We start from the raw sequence: 14,833 nt of genomic DNA on the forward strand, positions 1-14,833 counted from the left end.
ACTTTGTCAGTAATCTGAGCGAATCTTACTTCACATCATCCGGCAGCGCATAAGCCACAATATAGTCGCCCATCTTCGTACCAAATGAACCGTGACCGCCTGCGGAGATCACCACATACTGCTTACCATTCACTTCATAGGTCATCGGTGTTGCCTGACCGCCCGCTGGTAGACGACCCTGCCACAGTTTTTCACCGTTGCTCATGTTGTAAGCGCGCAGGTAGTTATCTGCCGTAGCGGCAATAAACAGCACGTTACCCGCCGTGGAGATTGGTCCGCCAAGCATCGGCATACCCATGTTGAACGGCACCGGAACCGGCATCGGGAACGGCATACTGTCCTGCGGCGTACCAATACGTTTCTTCCACACCACTTCATTGGTTTTCAGATCCAGCGCCGAAATATAACCCCATGCTGGCTGTTTACACGGCAGACCAAACGGTGAAAGGAACGGGTTGAGCGTGACGCCATACGGCACGCCGTACTGCGGCTGAATACCGGATTCCGTACCCGTGCCTTTGGCATCTTTCGGTTGTTCCATTGGGTTGCCAGGGCCGCGCGGGATCAGTTTCGAAACAAATGGCAGCGCCATTGGGTTGGCAATTGCCACTTCACGATTCGGATCAACGGAAATCCCGCCCCATTCGAACATCCCCAGGTTACCCGGGAATACCAGCGTACCCTGTTCAGATGGTGGGGTGAAAATGCCTTCATAGCGCATCTGGTGGAACATCACGCGGCACACCAGTTGGTCAAACATGGTAGCGCCCCACATATCCGCGCCGCTCAAATCTTTCGTCGGACGGAAGCTCAGTTCAGAGAACGGTTGGGTCGGGGTAACGTAATCGCCTTTCGCTGCGCCTTGTGGCACTGGTTTTTCCGGGGCAGGAACCACCAGTTCACCATTACGACGATCGAGCACAAAAATGTTGCCGGTTTTCGCAGGAGCATAAATAACCGGCACCTTCTGACCATTAACGGTGATATCCGCCAGCGTCGGCTGTGCCGGAAGATCCATATCCCACAGGTCATGGTGAACGGTCTGGTAACTCCACGCCAGTTTCCCGGTGGTGGCATTCAGCGCCAGAATCGAGCTGGCATAACGTTCCTGCTCCGGAGTGCGGTTACCGCCCCAGATATCTGGCGTGGTCACGCCCATCGGCAGATATACCAGATCCAGCTTCGCGTCATAGGCCGCAGGTGCCCAGGAGTTTGGCGAGTTAAAGGTAAATGTGTGCTCGTCAGACGGGATGGCGTTCGGATCTTTCGCGCCCGGATCAAAGGCCCATAGCAGCTCGCCGGTGTTGACATCAAAACCACGGATCACGCCAGACGTTTCGCGGGTTGAGAAGTTATCGGTGACTGAACCGGCCATCACGATGGTTTTATCGGTAATAATCGGCGGCGAAGTTGGCTCATACAGACCCGGTTTGGTGTCCGGCATGTTACTTTGCAGATTGAGCACGCCTTTATCGGCGAAGGTTTCGCACAGCTTCCCGCTTTCAGCGTTGAGTGCAATCAGGCGACCATCATTGACCGGAAGTATGATACGACGCGGACAATCCGCCATCACTTCCGACGAAGCGGTTTCTGCTTTGGCTTCATGATAAGAGACGCCGCGACAGGTTACGTGCTGGAAAGATTCGTTGGTTTTCAACTCAGGATCGTAATGCCATTTCTCTTTACCGCTGGCGGCATCGAGCGCAAACAGGCGCTGGTGAGCGGTACACAGGTAAAGCGTGTCGCCTACTTTAATTGGCGTGACTTCATTGGTGATTTCGCCCGGATCGTTAGGCTGTTTGACATCGCCAGTACGGAATACCCACGCTTCTTTCAGCTTATGGACATTATCGGCGTTAATTTGCTTCAGTGGTGAAAAGCGTTGACCTTCCTGATTGCGACCATACGCAGGCCAGTCCTGATCGGCAACGGGGGAGATAGCTTCGGCAGGTGTGGCATCGGCGCTTAAGGTGCCGTTGATTTCCTGCGGATCGTTAAATCCCGCCCAGGTGAGAATTCCGCCGCTAATCAGCAACGCCACTACCAGCGCGGCAACTGCGCCACTGGAAGGAATGACCAGGCGACGCCAGACAAACGGCAGGATCAGCCAGATGCCGAAGAAGACCAGAATGTCGCTGCGCGGGGTCAGCGCCCAGAAATCGAAACCGACTTCCCAGACGCCCCAAATCATGGTGCCGAGCAGCAGAGCCGCGTACAGCCAAAGTGCGGCGCGTTTACTGCGCCACAGCATCCAGGCGACGCCGAGCATCACAAGGCCTGCAATAGGGTAGTACCAGGAGCCGCCAATCGTGACCAGCCAGCCTCCGCCAATGAGAAGATACAGCCCGCAAAGAGCTGCAAAAAGGGCTGTTAGCGTGACGAGTAATCGCCGCGAGCCGGTATTGTTAATTGCCATAAAGAAACACCATTTCAATTCATTAATATTTTAGTAGCAATTAATTATAGGTTTTAACATGTGTGATCGTCATCACAATTTGAGCTTTATTAACAGATTCCGCCAATGAATAGTTTTACTGGTATACTGCGTGTCTTGCGCTTTGCTGCGGTGCCGAAGCCAGCCCGTGCGAAGTGATTTGTTTTTAAATCATATGGTTAGAGATATGAAACATACTGTAGAAGTAATGATCCCCGAAGCGGAGATTAAAGCGCGTATCGCCGAACTGGGTCGTCAGATTACTGAGCGTTACAAAGACAGCGGCAGCGATATGGTGCTGGTAGGCCTGCTGCGTGGCTCATTTATGTTTATGGCGGACCTGTGCCGTGAAGTTCAGGTATCTCATGAAGTCGACTTTATGACCGCCTCCAGCTACGGTAGCGGCATGTCCACCACCCGTGATGTGAAAATCCTCAAAGATCTGGATGAAGATATCCGTGGCAAGGACGTGCTGATTGTTGAAGATATCATCGACTCGGGTAATACACTGTCGAAAGTGCGTGAAATCTTAAGCCTGCGCGAACCGAAGTCGCTGGCGATTTGTACGCTGCTGGATAAACCGTCCCGCCGTGAAGTGAACGTCCCGGTAGAATTTATCGGTTTCTCGATCCCGGATGAGTTTGTGGTGGGTTACGGTATTGATTACGCACAGCGTTACCGCCATCTGCCGTATATCGGCAAAGTGATTCTGCTGGACGAGTAAGTGCGGATTTGCCGGATGTGTTGCATCCGGCATGGCGAATTTATTTGTGGTTGATGTGCTTCAGCTTGAGGTTGGAAATCCCGTGACGGTAACGTTGCTCCAGGGTTTCGCGGTTGGTGGCTGTGACATCCAGGTCACGCAGTAAGCCGTCGTGAATGCCGTAAGCCCAGCCGTGAATGGTGACTTTCTGCCCGCGTTTCCACGCTGATTGCATAATGGTGGAGTGACCCAGGTTATATACCTGTTCCATTACGTTCAGTTCGCACAGGGTATCCAGACGACGTTCCGGCGGCATTTCGCCGAGCAATGAGCTATGTTTGAACCAGATATCGCGGATGTGCAGCAGCCAGTTGTTGATTAGTCCCAGTTCCGGGTTTTCAACAGCAGCTTGCACGCCGCCGCAACCATAGTGGCCACAGATAATAATATGTTCAACTTCGAGAACATCCACTGCATACTGAACCACGGAGAGGCAGTTTAGATCGGTGTGAATGACCAGGTTAGCAACATTACGGTGAACAAAGAGTTCGCCCGGCTCAAGACCGGTTAAACGTTCTGCAGGAACGCGACTGTCGGAACATCCAATCCATAGAAAGCGCGGTTTTTGCGCTTGTGCCAGTTTCTCAAAAAACCCGGGATCCTCTTCCACCAGCATTTTTGACCATAGTGCATTATTGCTGATGAGTGTATCTATGTCTTTCATGGAGGTTAACGACCTGTAACCAAATAATTACGTTTGGCTAATATAGGGCAACTCCGGGACGATTTAAACCACAGATAAAGTGTAAGAACGTAAGGTAAGTAAAAATTTATGACCATTGCACTGGAACTTCAACAGCTTAAAAAAACCTATCCAGGCGGCGTTCAGGCGCTTCGTGGAATAGATTTGCAGGTCGAGGCGGGTGATTTTTATGCGCTTCTGGGGCCGAATGGGGCCGGGAAATCGACCACTATCGGTATTATCAGCTCGCTGGTAAATAAGACCTCCGGGCGCGTCAGCGTATTTGGTTACGATCTTGAAAAAGATGTCGTCAACGCCAAACGCCAGTTGGAGCTGGTGCCGCAGGAATTTAACTTCAACCCGTTTGAAACCGTACAGCAAATAGTGGTGAATCAGGCGGGGTACTACGGCGTAGAGCGCAAAGAAGCGTACATCCGCAGCGAAAAGTATCTTAAACAGCTCGATCTATGGGGAAAGCGTAACGAACGTGCGCGTATGTTATCTGGTGGGATGAAGCGCCGTTTAATGATCGCCCGTGCGTTAATGCATGAACCTAAACTGCTAATTCTTGACGAACCAACTGCAGGTGTGGATATCGAACTTCGCCGCTCAATGTGGGGCTTTTTGAAGGATTTAAACGACAAAGGCACCACCATCATTCTCACCACGCACTACCTGGAAGAAGCAGAAATGCTGTGCCGCAATATCGGCATTATTCAACACGGTGAACTGGTGGAGAATACCTCGATGAAGGCGCTGCTGGCGAAGCTGAAATCGGAAACCTTTATTCTCGATCTCGCACCGAAAAGCCCGTTGCCGAAGCTCGATGGCTATCAGTACCGACTGGTAGATACCGCCACGCTTGAAGTTGAAGTGCTGCGTGAGCAGGGGATCAACAGTGTGTTTACGCAGTTAAGCGAGCAGGGCATTCAGGTATTAAGTATGCGTAACAAAGCCAACCGTCTGGAAGAGCTGTTTGTGTCACTGGTTAATGAAAAACAAGGAGATCGCGCATGATGCATCTTTACTGGGTGGCGTTAAAAAGCATCTGGGCGAAAGAAATTCATCGCTTTATGCGTATCTGGGTGCAGACGCTGGTGCCGCCGGTCATCACCATGACCCTTTACTTTATTATCTTCGGCAACCTGATTGGTTCGCGCATTGGTGATATGCATGGCTTCAGCTATATGCAGTTCATCGTACCGGGGCTGATCATGATGTCGGTGATCACCAATGCCTACGCCAACGTCGCTTCATCATTTTTTGGTGCCAAGTTCCAGCGTAATATTGAAGAGTTGCTGGTCGCTCCGGTTCCAACGCACGTGATTATCGCCGGATATGTCGGCGGTGGTGTCGCGCGCGGGTTGTTTGTTGGCATTCTGGTGACGGCGATTTCGCTGTTCTTTGTGCCGTTTCAGGTGCATTCGTGGGTATTCGTTGCTTTAACGCTGGTGCTCACAGCGGTGTTGTTCTCCCTTGCGGGTTTGCTGAACGGTGTGTTTGCCAAAACGTTCGATGACATCAGCCTGGTGCCAACCTTTGTGTTAACGCCACTCACGTATTTGGGCGGGGTCTTTTACTCCCTGACTTTGCTGCCGCCGTTCTGGCAAGGGCTGTCGCACCTGAACCCAATCGTTTATATGATCAGTGGATTCCGCTACGGCTTCCTCGGCATTAATGATGTGCCGCTGGTCACTACTTTTGGCGTGCTGGTTGTTTTTATTATTGCGTTTTATCTGATCTGCTGGTCGCTGATCCAGCGTGGGCGCGGCTTGCGTAGCTAAGTCTATCTCCTCTCCTCCGGATGCGGGGGAGGGGAGTTTTGACGGCTATCACCCTTTATCAACAATGGTCAGGGTAGACTGATTTTCGGCTAAGGAGGAAAGCGATGTTAGGTTGGGTCATTACCTGTCACGACGATAGGGCGCAAGAGATACTGGATGCGCTGGAAAAAAAACATGGTGCACTTATCCAGTGTCGGGCAGTGAATTTCTGGCGCGGGTTAAGTTCAAATATGCTTAGCCGCATGATGTGCGATGCTCTGCATGAAACGGACTCTGGCGATGGGGTGATTTTTTTAACCGATATAGCAGGCGCTGCACCTTATCGCGTTGCGTCGTTATTAAGCCACAAGCATTCTCGTTGTGAAGTCATTTCTGGGGTGACGTTACCGTTAATTGAGCAGATGCTCCCCTGTCGGGAGACAATGTCCAGTGCGGCATTTCGAGAGCATATCGTGGCATCAGGAGCGCCTGAAGTCAGTAGCCTCTGGCATCAGCAACAAAAGAATCCCCCTTTTGTCCTCAAGCACAATTGGTTCGAGTATTAAATCGCATTCTGATTTTGCTACACTAACTGCGTTGTTTCTCGCCTGGTAGTTTCCTCATGATTAAAAAGATAATTTTCCTGGTGCTGCTGGTTTCATCTGCTGTCAGCGCAGCACTTCCCACGCGTTATATGCAAACCACTCAGGATGCGACTATCTGGGGAAAAATTGGCGATAACACGGTAACTGTCGGTAACATTCGTGCCGGGCAGATTATTTCGGTCATCCCAACCGCAGCCGATTATTATGAATTCAATTTTGGTTTTGGTAGGGGGTATATTGATAAAGGTCATCTTGAGCCTGTACAAGGGCGGCAAAAAGTTGAAGATGGTCTGGGCGATCTGAATAAACCACTGAGCAACCAAAATCTTATTACCTGGAAAGATACGCCGGTATATAACGCGCCCGATGCAGGCAGTGCGCCATTTGGTGTGCTGGCCGATAACTTGCGTTATCCCATTATCAATAAATTGAAAGATCGCCTGAATCAAACCTGGTATCAAATTCGTATTGGCGAACGTCTGGCCTATATCAGTGCGCTGGATGCGCAGCAGGATAATGGTATTCCTGTATTGACCTACCATCATATTTTACGCGATGAAGAGAATATCCGTTTTCGGCATACTTCGACCACGACCTCGGTACGTGCATTCAATAACCAGATGACCTGGTTGCGCGACAGGGGATATACCACGTTGACCTTGTATCAACTGGAAGGATATCTGCGTAATTCGATGAATCTACCCGCTCGCGCGGTTGTGCTGACGTTTGATGATGGCTTGAAATCAGTGAGTCGTTATGCATATCCCATTCTGAAAGAATACGGTATGAGGGCGACGGCATTTATTATTACCTCTCGCATCAAACGTCATCCACAGAAATGGAATCCGCAGTCATTACAGTTTATGAGTATTTCTGAACTGCATGATGTCAGCGATGTTTTTGATTTCCAGTCACATACCCATTTTTTACATCGGGTTGATGGTTATCGCCGACCCATATTACTTAGCCGCAGTGAGCATAATATTTTGTTTGATTTTGAACGTTCACGTCGGGCGCTGACGCAATTTAATCCGCATGTATTGTATCTTTCTTATCCGTTTGGCGGATTTAATGACAAAGCGGTTAAAGCGGCAAATGATGCCGGATTTCATCTGGCGGTGACGACCATGAAAGGTAAAGTTAAACCGGGGGATAATCCCTTGTTGCTAAAACGGCTTTATATCTTAAGAACGGATTCGCTGGAGACGATGTCGCGGCTGGTGAGTAACCAGCCGCAGGGGTGATTATCAGGCAACCTGAACCGGGATCGCTTTTGCGGTACGTTTCATTTCGTTGTCGCCTTCAAAGTAGGCGACGTTTGGCCGCCAGGTACGGGCTTCGGCATCTGGCATAGTGACGAAGCTGGCGATGATGACAATATCGCCGACGCTGGCGCAGTGAGCCGCCGCGCCGTTGACAGAAATAATTCTCGAACCGCGCTCTGCCGCGATGGCGTAGGTGGAGAAACGCTTGCCGTTGGTGACATTCCAGATATCAATGGCTTCGTTTTCGAGAATACCGGCTGCGTCAAGAAAATCCTGGTCAATGGCGCAAGAACCTTCATAGTGCAGGTCCGCATGAGTCACTTTCACGCGGTGGAGTTTGCCCTGCAGCATCGTGCGAATCATAACTTCTACCTTTCTACCCTGTCGTTAACGAAGCAGGCGGAGCCTGCTTTGAGAAAATTCTCACGCAGTATTGCCCGATTTTTGTTTAGTGTCTACTCATCTGACGGCATTTGCATCAGCAGTTTGCGTACCGCGCCGAAGCCCGCCATGCAACGCCTGTAACCGATTGAAATTTCTCTGAACGCTGCTCGGTAAACAACAAAGAGGCGGCTGACGACTGCGTGCCTTGACTGGATACTGCCTTCACGCAAGACAACACGGAAGGCAGGTAAGATGGACGCACCAAGTACCACGCCGCATGACGCGGTGTTTAAACAATTTTTAATGCATGCGGATACCGCTCGCGACTTCCTCGACATACACCTGCCTGAGGAATTGCGTGAGATCTGCGATCTCAACACGCTGCATCTGGAGTCGGGAAGTTTCATCGAAGAGAGCCTGAAAGGGCACAGCACCGACGTGCTCTATTCCGTGCAAATGCTGGGTAATCCCGGCTATCTGTATGTCGTGATTGAACATCAAAGTAAGCCGGACAAAAAAATGGCCTTTCGCATGATGCGCTACTCTATTGCTGCCATGCACCGACATCTGGAGGCTGACCACGATAAGCTGCCGCTGGTGGTGCCGATTCTGTTTTATCAGGGCGAGGCCACACCTTACCCGCTCTCCATGTGCTGGTTTGATATGTTTTACTCACCGGAACTGGCGCGACGCGTCTACAACAACCCTTTCCCGCTGGTGGATATCACTATCACGCCGGATGACGAAATCATGCAGCACCGGCGGATTGCGATCCTCGAACTGCTGCAAAAACATATTCGCCAGCGCGACTTAATGTTATTGCTGGAGCAACTGGTCACGCTGATTGACGAAGGGTACACTAGCGGAAGTCAGTTAGTTGCCATGCAAAACTATATGCTGCAACGCGGTCATACTGAACAAGCGGATTTGTTTTACGGTGTGGTGAGAGACAGGGAATCGGGAGGGGAGTCTATGATGACGTTGGCGCAGTGGTTTGAAGAGAAGGGAAGACAGGAGGTAAGACAGGCGGTGAGACAGGAGGTAACACAGGAAGTAAGACAGGAAGTAAGTCAAGAATTCGCCCAACGTCTTCTGAGTAAAGGAATGTCTCGGGAAGACGTTGCAGAGATGGCAAATTTACCTCTTGCTGAGATTGATAAACTGAGTAATTAAGTTGTCGGTATTATCAGTTATAGCCAGATAATTGTTATTGTTAACTGACCAGATAATTAAGGGAACCTATGGACATAAAGACACGGAGAGAAACCAGGCAGACGTTGGCGCAGTGGTTTGAAGATAAGGGATTTCAGAAGGCGTATCAGGAGGCGTTTCAGAAGGGATATCAAGAGGGACTCCAGAAGGAAAGGCAGGAATTCGCCAAGCGTCTTTTGAGTAAAGGGATGTCTCGAGACGATGTTGCAGAAATGGCCAATTTACCTCTTGCTGAGCTTGATAAGCTGATTAACTAAATTGCCTGCGATATGAATAATTGCTTACAGACGTCATCGCCATGACGTGGGCAAATGAATAACTGGCGCCATCAGCCGTAGCGCCAGTTAAATATTACGCCAGCTCGACCATTTTGTTGTCGATCAGGCGAGCGTCGCCAAGCCAGGCTGCTACCAGAATCACGGCGCGTTTGCTGTTTTCAGTGACTTCCAGCAACGTGTCAGCATCACGAATCTGAATATCATCGGCGCGGAAACCTTTTTCATTCAGTTCTTGCCCTGCAATAGCAATAATCTCATCAAGATCCCGCTCTCCAGCCTGCAATTTGTCTGCAATCGAACATAAAACCTTGTACAGACCAGGCGCAATTTTGCGTTGTTCTGCCGTCAGATAACCGTTACGAGAACTGAGCGCCAGACCGTCTTTGGCGCGCATAATCGGCACACCGACAATCTCAATATCAAAGCCCATATCGGCAACCATTTTGCGGATCAGCGCCAGTTGCTGAAAATCTTTTTCACCGAAGCAGGCGATGTCCGGCTGGACAAGGTTGAACAACTTGCTAACGATGGTTGATACGCCGCGAAAATGTCCCGGACGGCTGGCACCTTCCAGCATGGTGGAAAGACCGGGAACATCAACATAGGTGTGGGTTTCTGTACCGTTCGGGTAGATCTCTTTTACTGATGGAGCGAAAACCAGATCCACTTTACGTTTGTTTAGCTTCTCGCAGTCTTCCTGCAAGGTGCGTGGATAGCGAGCCAGGTCTTCCGGGCGGTCGAACTGCATCGGGTTAACGAAAATACTGACGACGACCACATCGGCGCGGGCTTTGGCTTCATCGACCAGCTTCATATGGCCATCGTGCAGGTTACCCATGGTAGGCACCAGCGCCACGCGCTTGCCTTCCATACGCAGGCGGCGAATTTGCTGGCGCAGCAGCGGAAGGGTTTCGATAATTAACACAACGTGACTCCTTAATGGAAACTGTGTTCTTCGCCCGGGTAAACGCCGGACTCCACTTCAGCCATATACTGCCGTACAGCAGCGCGGATGTCGCCCGCTTCGGCAAGGAAATTTTTGGCGAATTTAGGGATGTGACCACCGGTTATGCCGAATGCGTCGTGCATCACGAGGATTTGTCCGTCGGTTACATTCCCCGCGCCAATACCGATAACCGGAATCGCCAACGCCTCGGTAATACGTTTTGCCAGCTCAACCGGTACGCATTCCAGCACCAGCAATTGTGCGCCTGCGGCTTCTAACGCTAATGCGTCATTGAGTAAACGGTCGCCTGCATCGCCGCGCCCTTGCACTTTATAACCGCCGAAAATATTCACCGACTGCGGCGTTAAGCCCAAATGCCCACACACCGGAACGGCACGTTCGGTCAGCATTTGAACTGTTTCTACCAGCCAGGCACCGCCTTCGATTTTGACCATATTCGCACCCGCGCGCATGACAGTTGCGGCGTTTTCAAATGCTTGTTCAGGAGTGGCATAAGCCATAAATGGCAGGTCAGCCAGCAGCAGACAGTTTGGCGCACCGCGACGAACGGCGGCTGTGTGGTAGGCGATATCTTCCACAGTGACGGGGAGGGTGGAGTCATGTCCCTGAACCGTCATTCCAAGGGAATCACCCACCAGCATGACGTTAATTCCTTCATCGGCAAACAATTTTGCAAAGCTATAGTCGTAAGCAGTGATGGTGGCGAAGCGTTTTTTGTCCTGTTTACATTTTTGCAGCAGGGAAATGGTAGTCGGTTTCATAACGTGTCCTGATGGCTAATGTCAGATCTGTTGGCATTCTATCAGGAGGATAAGGGGGGGCAATCGTTTTAGTGGGGCACATCGTCAGTTGCCCGACGATGTGCCTTATGTGAATCAAGGGTAGGTGATCTGGAAAGTACTGGTCGCTTTAAATTCCCCTGGGGTAATCTGGTTACTCCCATCCTGCTTTAATGTTGCCTGGAAATGAAGGGGCTGGGAAGTTCCCCGATCCTTTTCAGGATAAATACCGCCACTACTGTCAGTTTCAGATTCATAATCTTTGTAAACTGAACTATTGTTATTTGGTTCGAGAATAACTTTTTGTGAATGCACAGAATTGGGTAAGCCTTCAATAAGAACGCCAACGCCCGTAGCACTATCTGAACTTGTTAATGTATTACCCAGCAACTGTCGATTTGAAATCCCAACTTTTGTCGATGTCATTTTTGCTTCAATGTTGCGTATGCGGATACAGTTTTGCAGGGAAATATCAAAGGGGACTGGCGACGCTGAATTTGAAGATATTTGTCCCGCAGTGTACTCCCCTAAATTAACCGTTGAACCACTGACGGTGGGACCGGTAAGTGCGGATGTAAAACAGGTGGGCAGCGTAATATGTAAATTTACCAGGTTAAAATCGATATAGATATAATCACTGCTAATATTTTGACCAGCGTTATAGGATTTAAAACTATATAAATAATTTGACGTGGTCTTTAATCCAACCTGCTGATTAGCCGTTGGGTTAAATGTTTGATCAGTATAAAATTCAATGGCGAGATTCTGAACTATACCACCGATAGCCCAGTATGAGCCTTCTTTATTTGCATAGTTATTGCAATAACGCTGTAGGGTGTTGTTGTTAATATTGAAACTAAAAATGTATTGATCTTGTTCACCAATGTAAAACTCATTGATAGAGGCCACTGTATTCCAGGCCGTCCAGATTTTCGATATTTTTAGTGTGTAATAGAGGCCTGGAACAGTAGTTTCAAATAATTGATGTCCACCGTAACTTTTGCCTGAATTAACCATTTTATGCTCTAGAGTCATCGGCGCACCACTGGCACTGCTACTTGTATTACAAAAAAGTACGCCGTCTCCGTCGACGCCTGCAGAGTCTAGCTCTATAAAATTTAGGATGACTCCAGTTGGGCCAAGTTGAGTTGGTTTATAAAATACAAGATTGTTCGTACCCGCCGAATAACGAAATGTCGCCCTACCTCCTGTAGTTGGACCTGCAAAACCTGTAGGTGGTCCCTCATTACCAGCAATAATACTGGTGTTGTTAGCCTTTGCCGTAACACTCAAAATCAGCACGCATATAAACGTTAAAAAATGAAACATTGCTTTCATAATCACTCCATTGAACATAAAATTATCTTATCCAATATCAGCGTATTTATTCATAATAAATATCAATTAAGACATTACTGGTGACTTGTCCGGATGTTATAGGCACGGAAGTATTGATTTTTTGCATTCGCGCATAAAATTTCCAGGTGGAATTATTCATTGCTGATGTCATTACTGGATAGAATGATCGAGAAGTTCCTGTACTACTTAGAACATTAAATTTATTTGCCGGATCCTGGATGGAAAAAATGACTACGCCGACATTAGTCGCCCCTGCCGCATTATCGTTAGCAAAAATTTGTTGGGAGCCTGCTGCCATCACGCCATTGAGTGCTCTGAAGTCTATATGTAACTGACTGAGAACATCTCCTGTTTCCTGAAATGCGCAGTCTGTAACAGTAACTGTAAATTCTTTTCCCCCAGGTTGATAATCTTCTGGGGATGTATTATCGGAAAAGTATCCCACACCGACGACCCCCAGATCGATATTACCCAGATTACTGACTCCGCTTTGACAGGTACTATTTTTTACATTTGCCGTCATATCAATATCCATGCCGGCAATAGCGGGAGAGGCCGTGGACAATATTAAAGACAAAAACAAACCTGTTTTTTTCATCATATTACGTTGGGTGGGATGCATGGTGAGTTCCTGAATATGATGGCCTGTTAGTTGTAGGTTACGGTGAATGTTGCCGGAGCAGAAAAGGTTCCGGCGGTGACATTACTGACAGTTTTGTCTTTATCCACTACCAGGCGGGCGCTCATTGGGTAATCCACAACATTGTTGCCCGTTGCAGTTGCGATCGTGACTTCTTTATTTGCAGGTGCAACGCAACTAAATTGTGCCGCATTGCCTACTGCGGGAGTAGTCGTACTCCAGACTTCTACGGCAACGGCGCTTGCTTTACCTGTGCCGGTAGAACCATTGGCAAAACCGGGACCATCGTTATTTATTCCTTCACAAGTTGCGCGTTTAGTCAGATTAATCTGGGCTTTTTTCCCAGGAATACCTGCACAGTCTTTAAACTGTAATTTAAACGTTTTAATCTTGGATTTGGCATTGATTTCAGAAATATAAACATCACCAAATTCCACAACAGATATGGGTTGATTGCTATCATTGAGCAGCTTTGCGTCGCAGGTCCCCATCTCTACAGTAGTAACAACGGTCAGTCCAAGGCTATCAGTAGCCGCATATAAAGGATTAGTGAACTGAAATACCGCCAGAGCTAAACCAATGGATAATCCAGAACGTAATTTTTTATTTATCATTATTGTCATCCTTATTATTCATAGATGAAATTGAATGTCGCTTTTGCGCGAAAGTTTCCTGGAACGCCTTGTCCTGCCGATGTCTCGCGTAGCGCAACGGTCATTGCAAGACCACTGGTATTGATTTCTGTTAAACTCCAGCGAATTTTTTCTGCGCTGTTTGGTTTCAGAAATGTTGAATCATCTGCACTCTGCCTTTTTATTCCCATACCTATATAATCGGTTGTTGAGGAGGAATCCGATGCAAGTGGGATAATCAGTTTTGGAGAGGTGCCGGACTGATTACCTGACAGGGTAGTGTCGATCCAACTGATTCCGCTGCTACACCCACTGGCAACTAATTTAAAGTCTGCCTGGGCTTCTGTTGCTGCATTAACAATTTTATCCAGCCCCATATTGGGCATTCTTAATGTGTAATTATCGTTTCCATCATTTGTGACGCTAGAGCCATTTAATGCAGTCAGAGTGATATTACAGGTTGTTGCTTTAACTGTTGCCGTAAAATCAACATTAATATCTTCAGCGAACGCTGATGGTGATAATAGCAATCCCATCAGTATCACTAATTTATGCGGTATCATTTTTATCATTTGCATCCCTTATGGTTACTGAATTTGACAACTAATCCCATTGATAATAAGCGTTTGTGCTATTTTTTCTGGCTCTGCATTTTGTTGATAATGGGCAAGACAACTGACAGGTTTACCCTCTTCGAGCCATTTAACCTGGATATTTCCCTGTTGTTCGATACCACGAACAAAAGCCTGACCACCTTGACCAACGTTGCCAATAACATTGCCTCGTTCGTCATATATATCTGCCGCAAAAGGAATGTTTTGACCATCACTGCGTTTAATGTTCAAAATGGCAGATTGTCCCTGTACCGTTTCAAAACCGGCGAAGATCACTGACCCCTGACGTGGTACGGCAACTGTACTGGTGCTTTTCAATTCAACATCATTTTCAATGTCTGTAATATCCAGAGCAATGCGGTTTTCATGATAAGGAGAAAGCGCACTGGTAACGCCATAGCTGGATTTGCCCCTATATTTCCAGACACCTGTTATCACTTAACCCATTACTGGCCT

General features: G+C 48.5%; 16 protein-coding genes and 1 pseudogene. 7 read left to right on the forward strand and 10 right to left on the reverse strand.

All coding sequences use genetic code 11. The features are described 5' to 3' along the window. Positions 1 to 25 precede the first annotated feature (25 nt). On the reverse strand, positions 26 to 2,416 hold the full coding sequence (gcd, locus tag BEG40_RS09590) for a quinoprotein glucose dehydrogenase (RefSeq protein WP_105285307.1): 2,391 nt from the start codon (positions 2,414 to 2,416) through the stop codon (positions 26 to 28). A 205-nt stretch (positions 2,417 to 2,621) separates the two neighbouring features. On the opposite strand from gcd, the gene hpt reads away from it, so the two are divergent. Next, positions 2,622 to 3,158, forward strand: a complete 537-nt coding sequence (gene hpt / locus BEG40_RS09595; RefSeq protein WP_000683335.1) for a hypoxanthine phosphoribosyltransferase — start codon at positions 2,622 to 2,624, stop codon at positions 3,156 to 3,158. A 40-nt stretch (positions 3,159 to 3,198) separates the two neighbouring features. Here hpt and can read toward each other — a convergent pair whose 3' ends face one another. Beyond that, entirely contained in the window at positions 3,199 to 3,861 is a 663-nt protein-coding gene (gene can / locus BEG40_RS09600; RefSeq protein ID WP_000651596.1) for a carbonate dehydratase, read from the reverse strand. A 108-nt stretch (positions 3,862 to 3,969) separates the two neighbouring features. Here can and BEG40_RS09605 point away from each other — a divergent pair, with 108 nt between their 5' ends. The 4 genes from BEG40_RS09605 (at position 3,970) to BEG40_RS09620 (ending at position 7,491) form a co-directional block, all read left to right on the forward strand. Then, the gene (locus BEG40_RS09605; RefSeq protein WP_105285308.1) at positions 3,970 to 4,896 is read left to right on the forward strand and encodes an ABC transporter ATP-binding protein; all 927 of its coding nucleotides are present in this window, start codon (positions 3,970 to 3,972) and stop codon (positions 4,894 to 4,896) included. Beyond that, positions 4,893 to 5,663 carry an ABC transporter permease gene (locus tag BEG40_RS09610; RefSeq protein ID WP_000972201.1) on the forward strand — a complete coding sequence of 257 codons (771 nt, stop codon included), beginning with the start codon at positions 4,893 to 4,895 and terminating at the stop codon, positions 5,661 to 5,663. Before BEG40_RS09605 ends, BEG40_RS09610 begins: the two co-directional genes overlap by 4 nt. Before the next feature lie 104 nt (positions 5,664 to 5,767). Then, positions 5,768 to 6,208, forward strand: coding sequence for a PTS sugar transporter subunit IIA (locus tag BEG40_RS09615; protein ID WP_000901973.1), 441 nt, complete (start codon positions 5,768 to 5,770; stop codon positions 6,206 to 6,208). 56 nt (positions 6,209 to 6,264) lie between these two features. After that, positions 6,265 to 7,491, forward strand: coding sequence for a polysaccharide deacetylase family protein (locus tag BEG40_RS09620; RefSeq protein ID WP_105285309.1), 1,227 nt, complete (start codon positions 6,265 to 6,267; stop codon positions 7,489 to 7,491). A 3-nt stretch (positions 7,492 to 7,494) separates the two neighbouring features. On the opposite strand, the gene panD is transcribed toward BEG40_RS09620, so the two are convergent. After that, complete coding sequence (gene panD / locus BEG40_RS09625) at positions 7,495 to 7,875, reverse strand: aspartate 1-decarboxylase (RefSeq protein ID WP_000621508.1); 381 nt, start codon at positions 7,873 to 7,875, stop codon at positions 7,495 to 7,497. A 273-nt stretch (positions 7,876 to 8,148) separates the two neighbouring features. Here panD and BEG40_RS09640 point away from each other — a divergent pair, with 273 nt between their 5' ends. Continuing rightward, positions 8,149 to 9,069: an Rpn family recombination-promoting nuclease/putative transposase gene (locus tag BEG40_RS09640; RefSeq protein WP_000339895.1), complete on the forward strand. Its 921-nt coding sequence runs from the start codon at positions 8,149 to 8,151 to the stop codon at positions 9,067 to 9,069. Between the two features lie 68 nt (positions 9,070 to 9,137). Further along, the gene (locus BEG40_RS09645; RefSeq protein ID WP_000351996.1) at positions 9,138 to 9,365 is read left to right on the forward strand and encodes a hypothetical protein; all 228 of its coding nucleotides are present in this window, start codon (positions 9,138 to 9,140) and stop codon (positions 9,363 to 9,365) included. Between the two features lie 94 nt (positions 9,366 to 9,459). Here BEG40_RS09645 and panC read toward each other — a convergent pair whose 3' ends face one another. From panC to BEG40_RS09680, 7 genes and pseudogenes are all read right to left on the reverse strand, one after another. After that, entirely contained in the window at positions 9,460 to 10,311 is an 852-nt protein-coding gene (panC, locus tag BEG40_RS09650) for a pantoate--beta-alanine ligase (protein ID WP_000905367.1), read from the reverse strand. 11 nt (positions 10,312 to 10,322) lie between these two features. Then, positions 10,323 to 11,114, reverse strand: coding sequence for a 3-methyl-2-oxobutanoate hydroxymethyltransferase (panB, locus tag BEG40_RS09655; protein ID WP_000805483.1), 792 nt, complete (start codon positions 11,112 to 11,114; stop codon positions 10,323 to 10,325). Between the two features lie 114 nt (positions 11,115 to 11,228). Further along, positions 11,229 to 12,470, reverse strand: a complete 1,242-nt coding sequence (locus BEG40_RS09660) for a fimbrial-like adhesin (protein ID WP_105285310.1) — start codon at positions 12,468 to 12,470, stop codon at positions 11,229 to 11,231. A 46-nt stretch (positions 12,471 to 12,516) separates the two neighbouring features. Continuing rightward, on the reverse strand, positions 12,517 to 13,113 hold the full coding sequence (locus BEG40_RS09665; RefSeq protein WP_000553774.1) for a fimbrial-like protein: 597 nt from the start codon (positions 13,111 to 13,113) through the stop codon (positions 12,517 to 12,519). A 26-nt stretch (positions 13,114 to 13,139) separates the two neighbouring features. Continuing rightward, a complete protein-coding gene (gene yadL / locus BEG40_RS09670; protein ID WP_105285311.1) occupies positions 13,140 to 13,748 on the reverse strand; it encodes a fimbrial-like protein YadL in 609 nt (202 codons plus the stop codon). Between the two features lie 11 nt (positions 13,749 to 13,759). Then, entirely contained in the window at positions 13,760 to 14,335 is a 576-nt protein-coding gene (locus BEG40_RS09675; protein ID WP_016159368.1) for a fimbrial protein, read from the reverse strand. A 15-nt stretch (positions 14,336 to 14,350) separates the two neighbouring features. Further along, positions 14,351 to 14,776: pseudogene (locus BEG40_RS09680) on the reverse strand (FimD/PapC C-terminal domain-containing protein); the annotation flags it as partial. Positions 14,777 to 14,833 lie beyond the last annotated feature (57 nt).

This window comes from Escherichia sp. MOD1-EC5495 (assembly GCF_002965965.1).
GTDB lineage: Bacteria > Pseudomonadota > Gammaproteobacteria > Enterobacterales > Enterobacteriaceae > Escherichia > Escherichia ruysiae.